The 15693-nt window shown below is 69.5% G+C and carries 15 protein-coding genes; 11 read left to right on the top strand and 4 right to left on the bottom strand.

The features are described from left to right. The first annotated feature begins 12 nt into the window (after window positions 1–12). The 6 genes from K8640_RS04820 to K8640_RS04795 are packed head-to-tail and all read left to right on the top strand — an operon-like array spanning window position 13 to window position 5352. Window positions 13–441, top strand: a complete 429-nt coding sequence (locus tag K8640_RS04820; protein WP_141324887.1) for a RidA family protein — start codon at window positions 13–15, stop codon at window positions 439–441. Further along, entirely contained in the window at window positions 442–966 is a 525-nt protein-coding gene (gene nbaC / locus K8640_RS04815) for a 3-hydroxyanthranilate 3,4-dioxygenase (RefSeq protein WP_223745992.1), read from the top strand. Further along, window positions 963–1979 (top strand): amidohydrolase family protein, encoded by a 1017-nt coding sequence (locus K8640_RS04810; RefSeq protein ID WP_223745991.1) that lies wholly within the window; start codon window positions 963–965, stop codon window positions 1977–1979. The genes nbaC and K8640_RS04810 overlap by 4 nt, the downstream gene beginning before the upstream one ends. After that, window positions 1976–3253, top strand: coding sequence for a kynureninase (gene kynU / locus K8640_RS04805; RefSeq protein WP_223745990.1), 1278 nt, complete (start codon window positions 1976–1978; stop codon window positions 3251–3253). Before K8640_RS04810 ends, kynU begins: the two co-directional genes overlap by 4 nt. Next, window positions 3246–4637 carry an NAD(P)/FAD-dependent oxidoreductase gene (locus tag K8640_RS04800; protein WP_223745989.1) on the top strand — a complete coding sequence of 464 codons (1392 nt, stop codon included), beginning with the start codon at window positions 3246–3248 and terminating at the stop codon, window positions 4635–4637. Before kynU ends, K8640_RS04800 begins: the two co-directional genes overlap by 8 nt. Further along, window positions 4615–5352, top strand: coding sequence for an SDR family oxidoreductase (locus K8640_RS04795; RefSeq protein ID WP_223745988.1), 738 nt, complete (start codon window positions 4615–4617; stop codon window positions 5350–5352). Before K8640_RS04800 ends, K8640_RS04795 begins: the two co-directional genes overlap by 23 nt. A 54-nt stretch (window positions 5353–5406) precedes the next feature. Here the strand turns inward: K8640_RS04795 and K8640_RS04790 are convergent, their stop codons facing one another. After that, on the bottom strand, window positions 5407–5886 hold the full coding sequence (locus tag K8640_RS04790) for an SRPBCC family protein (RefSeq protein ID WP_223745987.1): 480 nt from the start codon (window positions 5884–5886) through the stop codon (window positions 5407–5409). Beyond that, window positions 5883–6221 (bottom strand): helix-turn-helix transcriptional regulator, encoded by a 339-nt coding sequence (locus K8640_RS04785; RefSeq protein WP_223745986.1) that lies wholly within the window; start codon window positions 6219–6221, stop codon window positions 5883–5885. Before K8640_RS04785 ends, K8640_RS04790 begins: the two co-directional genes overlap by 4 nt. A gap of 227 nt (window positions 6222–6448) precedes the next feature. Here K8640_RS04785 and K8640_RS04780 point away from each other — a divergent pair, with 227 nt between their 5' ends. Next, on the top strand, window positions 6449–8503 hold the full coding sequence (locus K8640_RS04780; RefSeq protein WP_223745985.1) for a thaumatin family protein: 2055 nt from the start codon (window positions 6449–6451) through the stop codon (window positions 8501–8503). 10 nt (window positions 8504–8513) lie between these two features. On the opposite strand, the gene K8640_RS04775 is transcribed toward K8640_RS04780, so the two are convergent. Continuing rightward, on the bottom strand, window positions 8514–9320 hold the full coding sequence (locus tag K8640_RS04775; RefSeq protein WP_223745984.1) for a S9 family peptidase: 807 nt from the start codon (window positions 9318–9320) through the stop codon (window positions 8514–8516). A 289-nt stretch (window positions 9321–9609) separates the two neighbouring features. Here K8640_RS04775 and K8640_RS04770 point away from each other — a divergent pair, with 289 nt between their 5' ends. Then, the gene (locus tag K8640_RS04770) at window positions 9610–11049 is read left to right on the top strand and encodes a glutamine synthetase family protein (RefSeq protein WP_223745983.1); all 1440 of its coding nucleotides are present in this window, start codon (window positions 9610–9612) and stop codon (window positions 11047–11049) included. Here the strand turns inward: K8640_RS04770 and K8640_RS04765 are convergent. Continuing rightward, on the bottom strand, window positions 11046–12290 hold the full coding sequence (locus K8640_RS04765; RefSeq protein ID WP_223745982.1) for an APC family permease: 1245 nt from the start codon (window positions 12288–12290) through the stop codon (window positions 11046–11048). The genes K8640_RS04770 and K8640_RS04765 overlap by 4 nt on opposite strands. Before the next feature lie 350 nt (window positions 12291–12640). On the opposite strand from K8640_RS04765, the gene K8640_RS04760 reads away from it, so the two are divergent. The 3 genes from K8640_RS04760 to K8640_RS04750 all read left to right on the top strand — a co-directional run bounded on the left by K8640_RS04760 (window position 12641) and on the right by K8640_RS04750 (window position 15614). Continuing rightward, entirely contained in the window at window positions 12641–14173 is a 1533-nt protein-coding gene (locus K8640_RS04760; protein ID WP_223745981.1) for a hypothetical protein, read from the top strand. 263 nt (window positions 14174–14436) lie between these two features. Further along, on the top strand, window positions 14437–14928 hold the full coding sequence (locus tag K8640_RS04755; RefSeq protein WP_223745980.1) for a hypothetical protein: 492 nt from the start codon (window positions 14437–14439) through the stop codon (window positions 14926–14928). A 5-nt stretch (window positions 14929–14933) separates the two neighbouring features. Next, on the top strand, window positions 14934–15614 hold the full coding sequence (locus K8640_RS04750; RefSeq protein ID WP_223745979.1) for a hypothetical protein: 681 nt from the start codon (window positions 14934–14936) through the stop codon (window positions 15612–15614). Window positions 15615–15693 lie beyond the last annotated feature (79 nt).

Below are 15693 nucleotides of genomic sequence, written 5' to 3'. Positions count from 1 at the left end.
CGGAGACGCGACGTGAGCACCAGTGAGCGAGTCGATTCCCAGAAGGCCCCGGAGCCGGTGGGCCTGTATCCCCACGCACGGCGTGTGGGCAACTTGTTGTTCCTGTCGGGCGTGGGCCCGCGCGAGCGCGGGACGAAGAAGATCCCCGGCGTGGAGCTGGACGCCGAGGGCAACATCACCTCGTACGACATCGAGGCGCAGTGCCACTCGGTGTTCCGCAACGTCCGCTACATCCTGGAGGACGCGGGCTCCTCCTGGGACAAGCTGGTGGACGTCACGGTGTACCTGACGGACATGAAGAAGGACTTCCCCACGTACAACCGCCTGTGGGCCGAGTACTTCAAGGACAACCCGCCGTGCAGGACGACGCTCGAGATCAACCGGCTGCCCACGCCAATCGCCATCGAGCTCAAGTGCATCGCCACCATCGGAGATGAATGAATGGGCCGGCTGACCCCCATCAACTTCAAGAAGTGGATCGACGAGCACCGCCACCTGCTCAAGCCGCCCGTCGGCAACCAGCAGGTGTGGGCGGACCGTGAGTTCATGGTCACCGTCGTCGGCGGCCCCAACGCGCGCACGGACTTCCACATCAACGAGGGCGAGGAGTTCTTCTACCAGTTGGAGGGCACGATGAACCTGCGCGTGCTCGACGACGGCAAGCCCGTGGACATCCCCATCTCCGAGGGGGAGATCTTCCTGCTGCCGCCCAAGGTGCCGCACTCGCCCCAGCGCCCCGCGGGCACGGTGGGGCTGGTGCTGGAGCGCCGCCGCCTGCCGCATGAGCTGGATGGCTTCATGTGGATGTGCCCGTCCTGCGGCGAGAAGCTCTACGAGGAGTTCGTGCACGTCACGAATCTGGTGACGCAGCTGCCGCCCATCTTCGAGCACTTCTACGGCAACGACGCGAACTGCACCTGCAAGAAGTGCGGGACGAAGGTGACCAAGGGAGGGCCTTCTCGTTGAAGGTCGACATCCACACGCACCTGCTGCCCGAGAAGCTGCCGCGCTTCGCCGAGCGCTACGGGTACGGCGGCTTCATCACGCTGGACCACCACGCGCCGTGCCGCGCGCGGATGCTGCGCGACGACGGGAAGTTCTTCCGGGAGGTCGAGAGCAACTGCTGGGACCCGGTGAAGCGCATCGAGGAGTGCGACGACGTGGGCGTCCACGTGCAGGTCATCTCCACCGTGCCGGTGATGTTCAGCTACTGGACGCAGCCGGAGCACGGGCTGGACCTGTCGCGCTTCCTGAACGACCACGTGGCCTCGGTGGTGCGCGAGCACCCCAAGCGCTTCGTGGGGCTGGGCACGGTGCCGCTGCAGTCGCCGGAGCTGGCGGTGCGGGAGCTGGAGCGGTGCGTGAAGGAGCTGGGCCTGGCGGGCGTGCAGATTGGCAGCCACGTCAACGACTGGAACCTCTCCGACGAGAAGCTCTTCCCGTTCTTCCAGGCGGCGAGCGAGCTGGGCGCGTCCATCTTCGTCCACCCGTGGGACATGATGGGCGAGGCGAAGATGCAGAAGTACTGGCTGCCGTGGCTGGTGGGCATGCCCGCGGAGATGTCGCTGGCCATGTGCTCGCTCATCTTCGGCGGCGTGCTGGAGCGGCTGCCCAGGCTGCGCTTCGCCTTCGCGCACGGCGGCGGCGCGTTCCCCGGGACGCTGGGGAGAATCGAGCACGGCTTCGAGGCGCGGCCGGACCTGGTGGCGGTGGACAACAAGGTGCCGCCGCGCGAGTACCTGGGCCGCTTCTGGGTGGACTCGCTGGTGCATGACGCGGACACGCTGCGCTTCATCGTGAAGCTGTTCGGCCAGGACAAGGTGGCGCTGGGCAGTGACTATCCGTTCCCCCTGGGCGAGCTGCGCCCGGGCACCCTCATCGAATCGCTGACGGAGCTTTCATCCGACGCGCGCGAGCAGCTCCTGTGGAAGAACGCCCTGGCGTGGCTGGGGCGCTCGCGCGAGGACTTCGCCCCATGACGACGTACACCTTCGAGGACTCCCAGGACTTCGCGCGCAAGGCCGACGCCGAGGATGCGCTGCGCTCCTTCCGCGAGCAGTTCCACTTCCCGCCCGGCCCGGATGGCAAGCCGGTGGTGTACCTGGCGGGCAACTCGCTGGGGCTCCAGCCGAAGAACGCCGCGCGCTACGTGCAGGAGGAAATGGAGGACTGGGCCCGCTTCGGCGTGGAAGGGCACCACCACGGGCGCCACCCGTGGCTGCACTACCACGAGCTCGTCACCGAGCAGGCCGCGCGGCTGGTGGGCGCGAAGCCGCAGGAAGTGGTGGTGATGAACACCCTGACGGTGAACCTGCACCTGATGATGGTGTCGTTCTACCGACCCACGAAGGAGCGCTTCAAGATTCTCGTCGAGGGCGGCGCGTTCCCGTCGGACCAGTACGCGGTGGCCTCGCAGGCGCGCTTCCACGGGTTCGACCCTCGCGAGGCGGTGCTGGAGCTCAAGCCGCGAGCCGGTGAGGAGACGCTGCGCACCGAGGACATCCTGGCGACGCTGGAGCAGCACGGCCACGAGGTGTCGCTGGTGCTGCTGGGCAGCGTGAACTACCTCACGGGCCAGGCGTTCGACATTCCGGCGATTACGCGCGCGGCGCACGCGAAGGGCTGCTTCGTCGGGTTCGACCTGGCGCACGGCGCGGGGAACCTGAAGCTGTCGCTGCACGACGACGGGCCGGACTTCGCGGTGTGGTGCTCTTACAAGTACCTCAACGGCGGACCTGGGAGCCTGGGCGGTGTGTTCGTGCACGAGCGGCATGCGCGCTCCAAGGACATCCCCCGGTTCGAGGGCTGGTGGGGGCACGACAAGGCCACGCGCTTCCAGATGGGGCCGCACTTCGACGCGCTGCCGGGCGCGGAAGGGTGGCAGCTGTCGAACCCGCCCATCCTGCAGTTGGCGGCGCTGCGCGCGTCGTTCGAGCTGTTCGACCAGGCTGGCATGGCGGCGCTGCGCGCCAAGAGCGAGCGGCTCACGGGGTATCTGGAGTTCCTGCTGGACAAGCTGCCGCCGGGCTACGTGCGCATCACCACGCCGCGCGACGTGAAGCAGCGCGGGGCGCAGCTGTCCCTGCGGTTCCAGGGTGACGCACCGAGCATGCTCAAGCGGCTGTCGGACGCGGGCATCATCTGTGACTTCCGCAAGCCGGACATCATCCGCGCGGCGCCCGCGCCGCTGTATTGCTCGTTCACGGATGTGTACCGCTTCGTGAAGACGCTGGAGGGACACGCCCGTGGGTGAGCGGAACGAGGCCGTCACGGTGGTGGGCGCGGGCCTGGTGGGCTCGCTGCTGTCCGTGTTCCTGGCGCGGCGTGGGCACACCGTGGAGGTGCTGGAGCGTCGGCCGGACATGCGGCGCGAGGTCATCGACGCGGGGCGCTCCATCAACCTGGCCATCTCCACGCGGGGGTTGTACGCACTGAGGCAGGTGGGGCTGGAGGAGGAGGCGCTGCGCCACGCGATTCCGATGCGGGGACGGATGATTCATCCCCCGAAGGGCGCGCTGATGTACCAGCCCTATGGGAAGGATGACTCGCAGCACATCAACTCGCTGTCGCGCGCGTGGCTGAACAAGTTCCTGATGAGCGCGGCGGAGGCCACGGGCAAGGTGCGCATCCGCTTCAGGCAGCGGGTGTCGGGCGCGGACCTGGACCAGGGCGTGCTCACGGTGGTGGACGAGGCCACGGGTGAGGAGCGCCGCGAGGAGGGCCGCGTGGTGTTCGGCACGGACGGCTCCGGCTCGGCGGTGCGGCAGGCGCTGGAGAAGGTGCCGGGGTTCGAGTCGACGGCGGAGACGCTGGGGCACGGGTACAAGGAGCTGACGATTCCTCCCGGGCCGGGCGGCGCGTTCCAGATGGAGAAGCACGCGCTGCACATCTGGCCGCGCGGGACGTACATGCTGATTGCGCTGCCGAACGAGGATGGCAGCTTCACGTGTACGTTGTTCCTGCCGTGGAAGGGGCCGGTGAGCTTCGAGTCATTGGGCTCCCCTGCCCGGCTGGAGGCGTTCTTCGAGGAGCAGTTCCCGGACGCGAAGGCGCTCATCCCGGATTTGACGCAGGCGTTCTTCGCGCGGCCCACGGGCAGCATGGTGACGGTGAAGTGCGCGCCGTGGAACGTGGGCGGCAAGGCCGTGGTGCTGGGGGACGCGGCGCACGCCATCGTCCCGTTCTTCGGCCAGGGGATGAACTGCGGCTTCGAGGACTGCACGGTGCTCGAGGGGCTGCTCGGCAAGGGCGGGGACTGGGAGACGCTGTTCGGGGAGCTGGCGCGGCTGCGCAAGACGAACGCGGATGCCATCGCGGACATGGCGGTGGAGAACTTCGTGGAGATGCGCGACAGCACGGGCAACCCGCGCTTCCTGTTGGAGAAGGCGGTGGAGAAGGTGTTGCTCAACACCTTCCCGGGCGAGTTCGTCAGTCGGTATTCGATGGTGAGCTTCAGCCGGGTGCCGTACCGGCTGGCGTACGAGGTGGGGGCGATTGCCGGCGGCATCGTCTCGGAGCTGTCCGAGGGGCTGACGCGCGCCGAGGACGTGGACCTGGAGCGGGCGAAGCGGCTCATCCACGAGCGGCTGGTGCCATTCATGAAGGAGCACGCGGATGGATTTCGGACTGAAGGGTAAGCGCGCGCTCGTGATGGGCGCGTCGGCGGGGTTGGGATACGCGACGGCCGAGGCGCTGGTGAAGGAAGGCGCCACGGTGGCCATCTGCTCTCGCGGTGGGGAGAAGCTGGAGAAGGCGGCGAAGTCGCTGGGCGCGGCGCTCGCTGTGCCAGCGGACTTGAACCAGCCGGGGGCGGCGAAGCGGTTGGTGGATGAGGTGGTGGCGAAGCTGGGCGGCGTGGACGTGCTCGTGGTGAACACGGGCGGGCCCCCGGCGGGAGGCTTCGAGTCTCTGACCGCGGAGCAGTGGCAGTTGGGGTTCCAGAGCCTGTGGATGGCGGCGGTGGATGGAATCCAGGCGGCGCTGCCGGGGATGAAGGAGCGCAAGTGGGGCCGAATCACGCTGGTGACGTCGCTGGCGGCGCGTGAGGCGATGCCGAACCTGACCATCTCCAACGGGCTGCGCGCGGGGTTGCTCGGGTTGGTGAAGACGGTGAGCAACGAGGTGGCGCAGCACGGCGTCACGCTCAACGCGGTGCTGCCGGGCTTCCACGCCACGGAGCGGATGACGCAGTTGGGCCTCACGGACGAGAAGGTGGCCCCGCAGATTCCCGCGCGGCGACTGGGGCGGCCGGACGAGTTGGCCTCGCTGGTGGCGTTCCTGTCCTCCGAGCAGTCCTCATACATCACCGGTCAGTCGATCGCCGTCGACGGCGGCGCGGCGCGCGGGTTCTGACGTACCTCCGTGACGCCGAGCCCATTCGGGCCCGGCGCCACGAAGCTCTCTCGGCTACGGCTCGCGGGCCAGCAGCGCGTCGAGCGCGCGGTAACTCTGGTTGAGGCCGTCCGCCATGCCGGAGGCAGCCATGCCGTCGCGCTCCTCCGTCGTGAAGAAGAACGACACCGCCACCACCTTCGTGCGCCCGTCGCCCAGGTCCTCCAACGTCGTCGTGTTGAGGATGACGTAGCCGGGCATGCCGTCCCATTCGAAGGTCTGCACCAGCCGCTCGACGGGCGTCACCTCGCGGAAGCGCCCCTCGAAGCCGTGCTCCTGTCCATCCGCGTGCTCGACGAAGCGCCAGTGGCCACCCCGCTCCACCTCCAGGCGCTCCACCACGAGCTTGTTGCCCCGCCCCCACCACTGCGCCACCTGCTTCGGATCCGTCATCGCCTTCCAGACCCGCTCGCGCTTCGCATCGAAGATGCGCTCGACGCGAATCTCGCGGTCCGTCGGCTGAGTGACGAGTGCTTCCCTGAGTGCCGTGTTCATTCCTCTTCCCCTTTCGTTCGCGCGAGGAACTCGCCGAGCCGGTCGAGCCGCGCTTCCACCAGACGCCGATAGCCATTCATCCACGCCACCTCGTCCTCGAGGCGACATGGCCCTAGCCGGCAGGTCCTCACCCGCCCCTGCTTCTGCGTGATGACCAACCCTGCTTCCTCGAGCACGTGCACGTGCTTCTTCATGCCCGTCAGGGTCATGTCGAAGCGCTCCGCCAGCTCCGTGATGGACGCCTCGCCCTGGCCCAACCGCTCCAGGACTCCCCTGCGCGTCACATCCGCCAGTGCTCCAAACGTCGCATCGAGTCGGGCTTGATACTGAACCATACAGTTCAGTTTAGCAATGGCTCTTTCTCGCGCAAGTCCTGGGGCGCGAAATCCCACGACGGGCAGTGCGTCGGGCCGGACTCGGCCATGAGGGTGGGGCCCATGCCCCCGGGAATCACGGGCCTTGGGTTCGTTCGCGCGCGTGCGAGCAGCCGACGCCCCGAATCCTTGGGCTGGAGGCGGCCGCTCACTACCGTCGCTCGGCAGACCTGATTGAGAGGCCCGTCATGGCATCACGTCGTCTGCTCATCCCCGCGGTGTCACTCGGACTGGCTGTCGCGCTCGTGGTGTTCGGCACGCTTCAGGGCCGCGCGCCCTCGGACACACCGGCTCCGGGCGACGCGGGCTCGTCGACCTGCCCGCCCGGCTTCCGTCCCTTCACGCTGACGAACCAGGCGAGCCAGACGGTCTGGATTGGCCAGACCGCGGGCGCGGCGCCTCCGCCCTTCACGTGCACCACGGACAGCGACTGTGGTCCGAACCAGGCCTGCCTGAACCCCGGTTGCACCAGCAGCGCGGATTGCAACGCGGGCAATATGTGCGACACGAACACGGGACAGTGCATGGTGGCCCCGAGCACGACGTGCAACGGCGGTGCTCCCATCGTCACCGTCAATCTCCCCACCGCGCTTTGCACGGGTGCGACGCAGGTGCCCGCGTGCGCCAACTGCGGCTCCGAGGGTTGTGACTCCACCACGGGCCTGTGCAAGTGCGCCGACGGAGGGCAGGCCGCGTGCCCCGGCAGCACGACCTGCTCCACCACGGTGCAGGAGTGCAGCCTCGCCAATGGCGGGACGTGCTACTTCCAGTCCGTCGTCCCCGGTGAGAACCAGGCGTGCAGCTCCGGGAGTTCGCCGTGTCCGAGCGGACAGTCCTGCACGGTGGCGCTGGGGCTCTGCCAGTACCCGAGGACGGATGGCGGGGTTCCGCTCGACGCACTGAAGTTGACGGCCCAGGAGTCGACGACGCTGTGCATGCCCTCGTCGCTGCCTCCCGCGTTCGCGAGCCTCCAGCCCGGGATGACGGCGTGCACGCAGAACGCCCAGTGCCAGAGTGGCCGCTGCCTGCTCGCGGACGGAGTCAACCTCGCGAATCCGCCGACGCAGTGCCCGGAGGATGGCGGCGTCGCGTGCCTGTGCCGTTCTCCCATCGGCTGGAGCGGCGGTCTGTTCGGACGGCTGGGCTGTCAGTCCGATGGGACGGGCTGCCTGAGCGCGGACTGCGGCAACGCGGCCGGCATGCCCTGCCCGCTCGGAAAGGGCGGAACAAACCCCTTCACGGCCGCGGAGTTCACGATCCAGCCGGACACGGTCGACTTCTACGACGTCACCGTCATCAACGGCGCGAACGTGAGCCTCCAGATGGGCCCCAGCGGTGACGGAGGCTTCGCGGCGGCGAACCCACCCTCGCCGTACTCGTGCGGCACGGCGGGCTCCACGAGCGTCCAGGGGAACAGCACCGTGGGCATGCTGGAGGCGTGCTCGTGGAGCTTCACGCCCGACACGAGCGCGGGCCTCCCCGCCGACTACACCACCCTGCTCCGGGCCGTCGTGCTGCCGGCCTGCGGACAGGACAGCGACTGCGGCGCGGGAACGACGTGCACCGGCGGCGTGTGTCAGCCGACGTGGACGAAGTGCGGCCCCACGTGTGCGAACGGCGCGGTGTGCGGCAACCCCAACAACCCGGACGCGGGCTACTGCGGCACGTGCACGTCGGACAGCGACTGCGCGGGGGGCGCCGTGTGCGGAACGGCGTTCCTGCCAGGAGTCGGCGGTACGTCTCCGCTCGTCCAGACGTGTGGCCAGTCCATCGGCTGGTGGTCCTATGAAGACCTGTGCTCGGCGAGCACCAGCTTCGGCTACGGGCCCCTGGACTGCAGCCAGGTGATGACCGTGCAGGTTCAGGGCGGCACCGTGCAGGACACGCTGAGCAACCTCTTCCAGTGCGCCGGCAACTTCGGTTCATCCTGCTACAACAGCAACGGGAACACGCCGGCCTGCTGCGGCTGCGCGACGTACCCAGGCAACGACGCGGGGAGCTTCTGGCCCACGCTGCTGGAGCCCGGCAACAACCCGAGCCAGCAGGCCCAGGGGCAGTGCTACGCGAACAACCCGGCGTGGGCGCAGAGCGTCCAGCCGTGGCTCGCGTTCCTGAAGAAGGCGTGTCCCACGGCGTACACGTACGCCTACGACGACGTGACCAGCACCTTCACGTGCATGAGCGGGGGCACGGGCGGCACGAACACGGTGGGCTACGACATCGTCTTCGGTGACGTGAACTGAAGCGCTCGCGTCACAGCAGCGAGCGCACGGCGTCGACGACCTGGGCCCACTCGCGCGAGCGTGGGTCCACGACCTCGAAGTGGCCCGCGCCGGGGAGCACGACGCAGCGAACCTCATCCCCGTGCGCGCGGCCCCGCGAGCAGAAGTCCGCGCTCATCGACACGGGGACGGTGTCGTCCTCGGAGCCATGCAGGAGGACCTGGGGGACGCCGAGCGGCTGGAGCGCGGCGGGAGACGCGCGCTGGTAGCGCAAGGGCACCTCCAGGGGCGAGCCCCCGAGGAACTGTCCCGCCGCGTTGTCACTGAGGCCCAGCTCATAGGCACGCGTCACATCGGCCACGCCCGCGAGCGAGACGACGCCGAGCGGACGCAGCGGCGACTGACTGTAGAGCGAACTGCCCGAGGGCAGCCGGGGCCTCGCGGCGAGCCACAGCGCGAGATGACCTCCCGCCGAGTGGCCGAGGAACACGACGCGCGACAGGTCCAGGGGATGCGATTCCGCGAGGGTGCGCAGGAAGTCCGCGCCAAGGGCGACATCCTCCAGGGTGCCGGGATAGCCGCCGCCCTCATGGCCGACGCGTCGGAACTCCAGACTCCACGTGGCGAAGCCGCTCGCGGTGAGCGCCGCGCACGCGTGGCCCAGGTGGGCCAGGTCGTACTTCGCGCGCCAGAAACCGCCGTGGATGGCGACGACGACGGGATGCGGCCCCGGCCCCGAGGGAAGCCGCAGCTCTCCGAAGTGATGCGTCCCCGGTCCATAGGGGATGCGCGCATCCGGCGCCGGAGGTGCCTCGTCCAGAATCCACATCGAGCTCATCCCGGCATCTTCGAAAACCACCCCGACGCCCACAAGAAACTACCCCGTCGTTCCTGGACCAGGCAGGCAGGCTCCCGAGGCGCCCAAGTGTCCACCGGGCGTCATCCCAGGCCCTCCAGCCCCCCTCCAGAGTGTTGCCCACCGTGCTCTAAAGCTTTTTGGACCAATCTTTTAAGCTTCGTGGCGCGGAATTTAGGCTTGATTTCCCGTCCCCAAATGTAAATACCTGCGCCCACGGATTCGAAATCACCGCGCTGACGGTGACGACCGGCCTGGAGGCACGGCAAGCATGGACACGAAGGGGCTGCGGACGTTCCTGGAGATTCCCTACGACGAGCTGGAAGAGCGCAACCTCAAGGTGAAGGAGCAGCGCCTCCAGCACGTGTCGGCCGACAAGGTCCGCGAGGAGCGCATCAAGTACCTCACCGACGAGCGCAGCCTGAAGGCCGTCACCGTGTGCTTCACCGACCTCGAGGGTCGGCTGCACATGCTGGACTACGACAAGAAGTTCCTCCTCAAGAGCGCCGACAACCTCACCTTCGACGGCTCCTCCATCCGCGGCTTCTCCCAGCAGGCGGAGAGCGACCTGCGCCTCAACATCGACTGGGGCTCGTTCTACTGGCTGCCCTCGGACATCTTCGGGCCCGGCAAGGTGCTGGTGTTCAGCGAGGTCCTCGAGCGCGACGGCTCGCCCTACCACGCCGACATGCGCGGCCAGCTCAAGCGCGTCACCGAGGCCCTGTACCAGAAGGACGGCACCGTCTTCCACGCCGCGCCCGAGGTCGAGGGCTTCCTCTTCAAGGGCCGCGACGCCGAGCGCCACTACCACGAGACGGGCAAGTTCGACTTCATCTCCACCGGCGGCTACTACCACTCGCTGCCCGGTGACCCGCTGCGCGCCTTCATCGACAAGGCCGCCGAGGCCCAGCGCGCCATGGGCTTCCAGAACGAGAAGGACCACCCCGAGGTGGCCCCCAGCCAGTTCGAGATGAACTTCACGTACAGCGAGGCCCTCATCTCCGCGGACCAGATCCAGCTCTACAAGCTGCTGTGTCGCCAGGTCGCCGCGCAGATGGACACCACCGCCAGCTTCCTCCCGAAGCCGGTGACGGGCGTCAATGGCAACGGCATGCACATGAACATGTCGCTGTCGAAGAACAACAAGAACCTGTTCTACGACAAGGCCGGCCAGGACAACCTGAGCCAGATGGGCTGGGACTTCATCGACCGGCTGCTCACCAACGCCAACGACATCTGCCTGGTCCTCAACTCCAGCGTCAACGCGTACCGCCGCCTGGACCCGCACTTCGAGGCGCCGAACCAGATCAAGGCCAGCGCCAACAACCGCGGCGCCATGGTGCGCATCCCCTATGGCAACGAGCGCTCGGCCCGCGTCGAGTGCCGCTCGGTGGGCCCGGACGCCAACCCGTACCTGGTGCTCTACACCCTGCTGCGCACCGGCCTGGAGGGCCCGCAGCCGCAGGAGGACGCCGAGTCCAAGCGCAGCCGCACCCGCTTCCTGCCCGACAACATCTTCGACGCCATCCGCCTCTTCAAGGGCAGCTCGTTCGTCGCCAACATCCTGGGCGAGAACGTGCAGAGCAAGTTCGCGGAGCTGAAGACGGCCTCCGCCGAGCGTTGCCCCAAGCAGCTGGGCACGCGCGTGAAGACGTCCGAAATCCAGTTCCACCACGAAATCACCAACCAGTACCTCTGGAGCCAGTTCTAGGCCCTCGGCCGGGACAGGCCTCGCAGCACCAGGCCCGCCACCACCGCCACACCGGTGGTGGCGGCCTCCCGCAGGCTCGCGCCGAACGCCACCAGCGTCAGGCCGAGCCCCAGCGTGGGCACCGCCAGCACCGCATGCCACGGCGTCAGCGCGCGCTCCCGCTTGAAGGAGAGCCACGCCAGCGCCGCCGCCGTGACGCCGTACTGCATCAGCACGGCGATGCTGGAGAGCGCGAACAGCTCCGACAGGTTCCCCAGGTTCACGAACACCAGCACCACCGCCCACGTCACCCCCAACGCCCGCACGGGCACGCCCCTGGGTGACATGCGCTCCAATCCCAAGAGCGTCCTGTCCCCCGACGCGAGCGCGGACAGGTAGCGCGGCGTCGTCACCATCATCCCCACGCAGATGCCCAGCGCGGACACGCTGGTGCCCATCGCCACCACGCGCGACAGCCCCGCCCCTCCCCACACGCCCGCCGCCGAGGCCAAAGGCGCGCTGGAGGACGCCAGCTCCGGCAGCGCCGTCACGCACGCCCACACCAGGCCCACGTAGAGGAGCACCGCGCCCAGCAGCGAGCCCACCGTGGCCCACGGCACGCTCCGCTCCGACGAGCGCACCTGCCCGGCAATCACCGGCACGATTTCGAAGCCCTGGTACGCGAACATCACCGTCAGCCCCGCGGGCAGCCACGCCCCCGCCGTCCACGCCACGGGGCTCGCCGCGACGGGCAGCGGCCCCGACAGCGCCACCGCCGCGAAGGCCACGAGCAGCGCCCCGAGCGGCAGCAGCTTGAGCACCGTGAGCGCCGTCCACGCCCTCGCCGACACTCGGATGCCCGAGGCCACAATCGCCCCCAGCACCGTCACGAGCGCCGAGGCCAGCGCCCGCTGCCCCCACGCACCCTCCCAGCCCAGCGACGGGGCCACCGCCTGCGACAGCCCCGCCACCACCGCGGACGTGCTCAGGAACGCGCTGACGTAGGCCACCCAGCCCACCAGGAAGGCCACCCGCTCACCGAAGGCCGCGCGCGCGAAGACGACGGGCCCGCCATCCGCGTCGAAGCGCCGGCCCAGCACCGCGAACGCCAGCGCCACCGGCACCAGCGCCAGGCCCGTCACCGCGAACGCGAGCACCGCGCCCAGGCCCGGCGTGCGCGCGGCCACCTCCGCGGGCGCGAAGAAGATGCCCACGCCGACGATGCCGTTGACGCCCAATGCAAGCAGCTGGAGCGGACCCACGGTCCGTTCCTGCGCCACGGAGGAGACAGCGGGAGAGGCAGGCACGGCCGAGAAGTTCACTACAGCCGGGGGCCCGACACCAACCCACCGCGTCAAGGAGGGCCCGCCGAACGCTCGCTCTGCGTGCATGGGGCCGCTGGCCACCGGACGGGCGCCGGTTCGTCCCCGTCGACGGGTGCACAGGCCTGGCCCCCTCCGAGCGGCCGCGTGTCCCCCACCGCACGGCCCGTCCCCACCGGCTGGGGAGGTGACGCTCCTCGCGATATACTCCCCGTGTCCCCGCCGTTCCCGCCGCGGTTCCAGCTCGAGACACCGCGGCCCGGATGCGCCTGGGCTGCACGGAGGAAGTGATGCGTCGAATCGGCTTGCTGATGGGCGTCCTGGGGTGTGCGGGGTGTGCCACCCTCACCCGGGGGCTCGACACCCAGTTGAACCCCGAGACGGGGGAGTACGAGACGCCCACGCACGAGACCGTGTACCTGGCGCCCCCCGAGGACGCGATGATGATGGCGCGGCGCGTGCTCGAGGAGCAGCGCTACGACGTGATGGAGAAGGAGGGCGGCCTGGAGCTGTTCTCCTCCGCGCACGAGCCCGGCAAGAACCGCAACGGCCTGCGCAACCACGAGCGCTACTACGTGAAGGGCGAGCGGCTGGGGCCCCGCCAGACGCTCATCCGGGTGTTCCGCCTCAGCTATTCCGAGATGGAGAACCTCATCGAGGAGACGCCCAAGCAGATTGGCGACATGACGAGCCGCGACAGCCAGCTGTCGCTCGAGGAGACCGAGCACGCGTTCGACGCACGGTCCGAGGCCCACCTGAGCGCGCCCCCCGCGCGGCACAACGCCCTGCGCACCATCGCCATGCGCAACCCCTTCCCCAACGCGCCCGGCCTGGAGCGCTTCCGCTACGTGCGCGGCTACCGGGACCTGGACGTCGAGCAGACGCTGCTGGCCCGGATGGAGATGGTGCCCGCGCTGGAGCTGGTGGGTGGCAACGCGCCGGTGTCCATGCGCTCGGTGATGATGGAGGGCTGGGGCGAGGCCGGTGACGCGTCCGCCGCCACCCCCGACTGCGGCGAGCCGGTGGAGGGCGCCACGTCGCTCTTGTCGGCCGGTGGGGTGGTGCTGATGGCAGACCCGCTGGGCACGCAGGAGCTGCCCTCCGCGGCGCTGCGCATGCTGTGCGAGGCCACCGCCCAGGGGCTGCCGGTGACGCTGGCCCTGTCGGTGCCCGCCTCCGAGCAGCCGCTGCTGACGCGCTACCTCGCAAGCGCGGGCACGTCGCAGGACGCGCAGGAGCTGCTCCGGGAGAGCGCCTTCTGGCGCCGCGCGCACCAGGACGGGCGCAGCAGCCGCGCCATGCTGTGGCTCGTGGAGCAGGCCCGCCGCCTGCGCGCCTCCGGCAAGGACGTGGCGCTGGCCGCCATCGACGCGGACAAGGCGCAGGGCAACGAGCGCGAGGCGCAGCTGGCCGCCAACCTCCTCTCCTTCCAGGCCCAGCGCGCCCAGGCGTGGACGCTGGTGCTCACCGGCAGCGTGCACGCGCGCACCACCAAGGTGGACTGGGACGGCGACCTGGAGCCCATGGGCGCCCGCGTGGCGAAGGCGCTGCCCTCCGTGCGCGCGCTGGACGTGGGCTTCCAGCGCGGCACCCAGTTCGCCTGCCGCTACAGCGTCTGGGACGACGTGGAGTGCAACGTCTTCGGCATCAGCCCCACGCTCCAGGCGCGGCAGTCCTCGAAGCAGCGCCCCGGCGTGGCGCTCGCCAGCGAGGCGCGCGCGGATGGCTTCCACGGGCGGCTGTACCTGGGCACGCTGAACGCCTCGCCCCCGGCGCTCCAGTCGCAGAGCCACGTCGCGCACAGCGCGCCCGCGCGCAAGTAGTCCCCCCAGCGTCGTGAGTCCCGAAGCCCCGGCGCCAGCACCTGGCCGGGGCTTCGTCGTTCCCACCGGCAAGGTTCGCCGGCCGAAGGCAAGGCTTGCCGGCCGACGCGCGCGGGAGTCCGGCAAGACTTGCCGTGCTCGCGGGCCGCTCCGGGCCAAGACTGTCTGGCACTCGCGTTGCTCTTCCTCCCGGTCAGCACGTCACCCCAGGTTGCGCATGACGCGACAGCTCGAGGGGGACGCGCTCGACGAGGAAGACCTCCATGACGAAGAACCTGTTCAAGCAGTCCGTGGCCGCGCTCGCGGTGCTCGGTGCGATGCCGACGTTCGCGGGTCCGGCGACCTACGCGGGCGCGCTGTGCACCTCCGTGTCGGGCTTCAGCGCGCCCAGCATGTTCCGCAGCGGCCGGCTCATCAACCAGACGGGCAGCGCGCTCGAGGTGGTGTGCCCGGTGCAGCGCAACGTCTCCATCCCCAGCTTCAACGAGGCGGTGTCCTTCCTCGTCACCGCCAGGGACCCCCACCTCACCGAGAACGTGTGCTGCACCGCCACGGTGACGGAGCCCGACGGCAGCGCCATCGCCTCCGACTCGGGTTGCACGTCGGGCGCCGACACCGCGAACCCGAAGACCATCAGCCTGAGCGTGCCGACGACGTTCGCGTCCTCGAACGGCTTCATCGCCCTGCGCTGTGAGCTGCCGGCGCCCTACTCCGGCTACAACTCCGCGCTCTCCAGCTTCTACATCTCGGAGTAGCCGCCATGTCCAAGGTCCGCTGGGGAGTGATGGGGTTGGCGGGAGCCGTCGTGCTCACCGCGGGAGTCTGGAGCTGGAAGGAGGAGGCGCCTGGGGGAGGCGCCGCGCCCGTGGAGGCCGCCGGGGCTTCCGCCAACACCCCAGCGGACCTGGAGCGGGAGGTGCGCGCGCTGCGCGCGGAGCTGGAGTCCTTGCGTCAACGACAGGGGCGTCTGGAGCAGCCGCCCTCCGCGGGCGCGTTGGAGCAGGGAGCCCCCCAGACGCGCGAGGACGCGCCAGCAGCGGAGGACTCCGCGCCCTCGCGGGAGGCGGCGATGGTGGTTCACGAGCAGCGGCGCCAGGAGCGGGTGCTGGAGCTGGAGGCGGAGCTGGAGGTGGCGATGAACACCGAGCCTCGGGACACGGCGTGGGCGGGGAGCACCGAGTCGCTCGTCACGGAGTCCTTCCGGGGGAAGGACTTCGCCGGCTCGCGGCTCACCCGCGTGGAGTGCCGCACCCACCTGTGCACGCTGGAGGTGGAGCACGAGGGCAGCGATGCCCAGGCGGAGCTGCTCATGTCGCTCTCCCGCGTGCCGGGCCTGCGCGGACAGACGGTGGTCCGCCCGCACAACGAAGGGGGCCGCGTGACGTCGCGCGTCTACCTGTCGCGCGCCGGTGAACGCCTGCCCATGACGCTGCGCCGGTGAGCAGGCTCCGGTTGGGTTTCATGTGGCTCCAGATTTCCAGGACGCACACGAGTTGCCCGAATCGACACGGGCGTGCCAG

The organism is Myxococcus sp. XM-1-1-1 (assembly GCF_020037095.1).
Classification (GTDB): domain Bacteria; phylum Myxococcota; class Myxococcia; order Myxococcales; family Myxococcaceae; genus Myxococcus; species Myxococcus fulvus.
The sequence above is the reverse complement of the archived record's forward strand: the minus strand, read 5'-3'. Positions and strand labels throughout refer to the sequence as shown.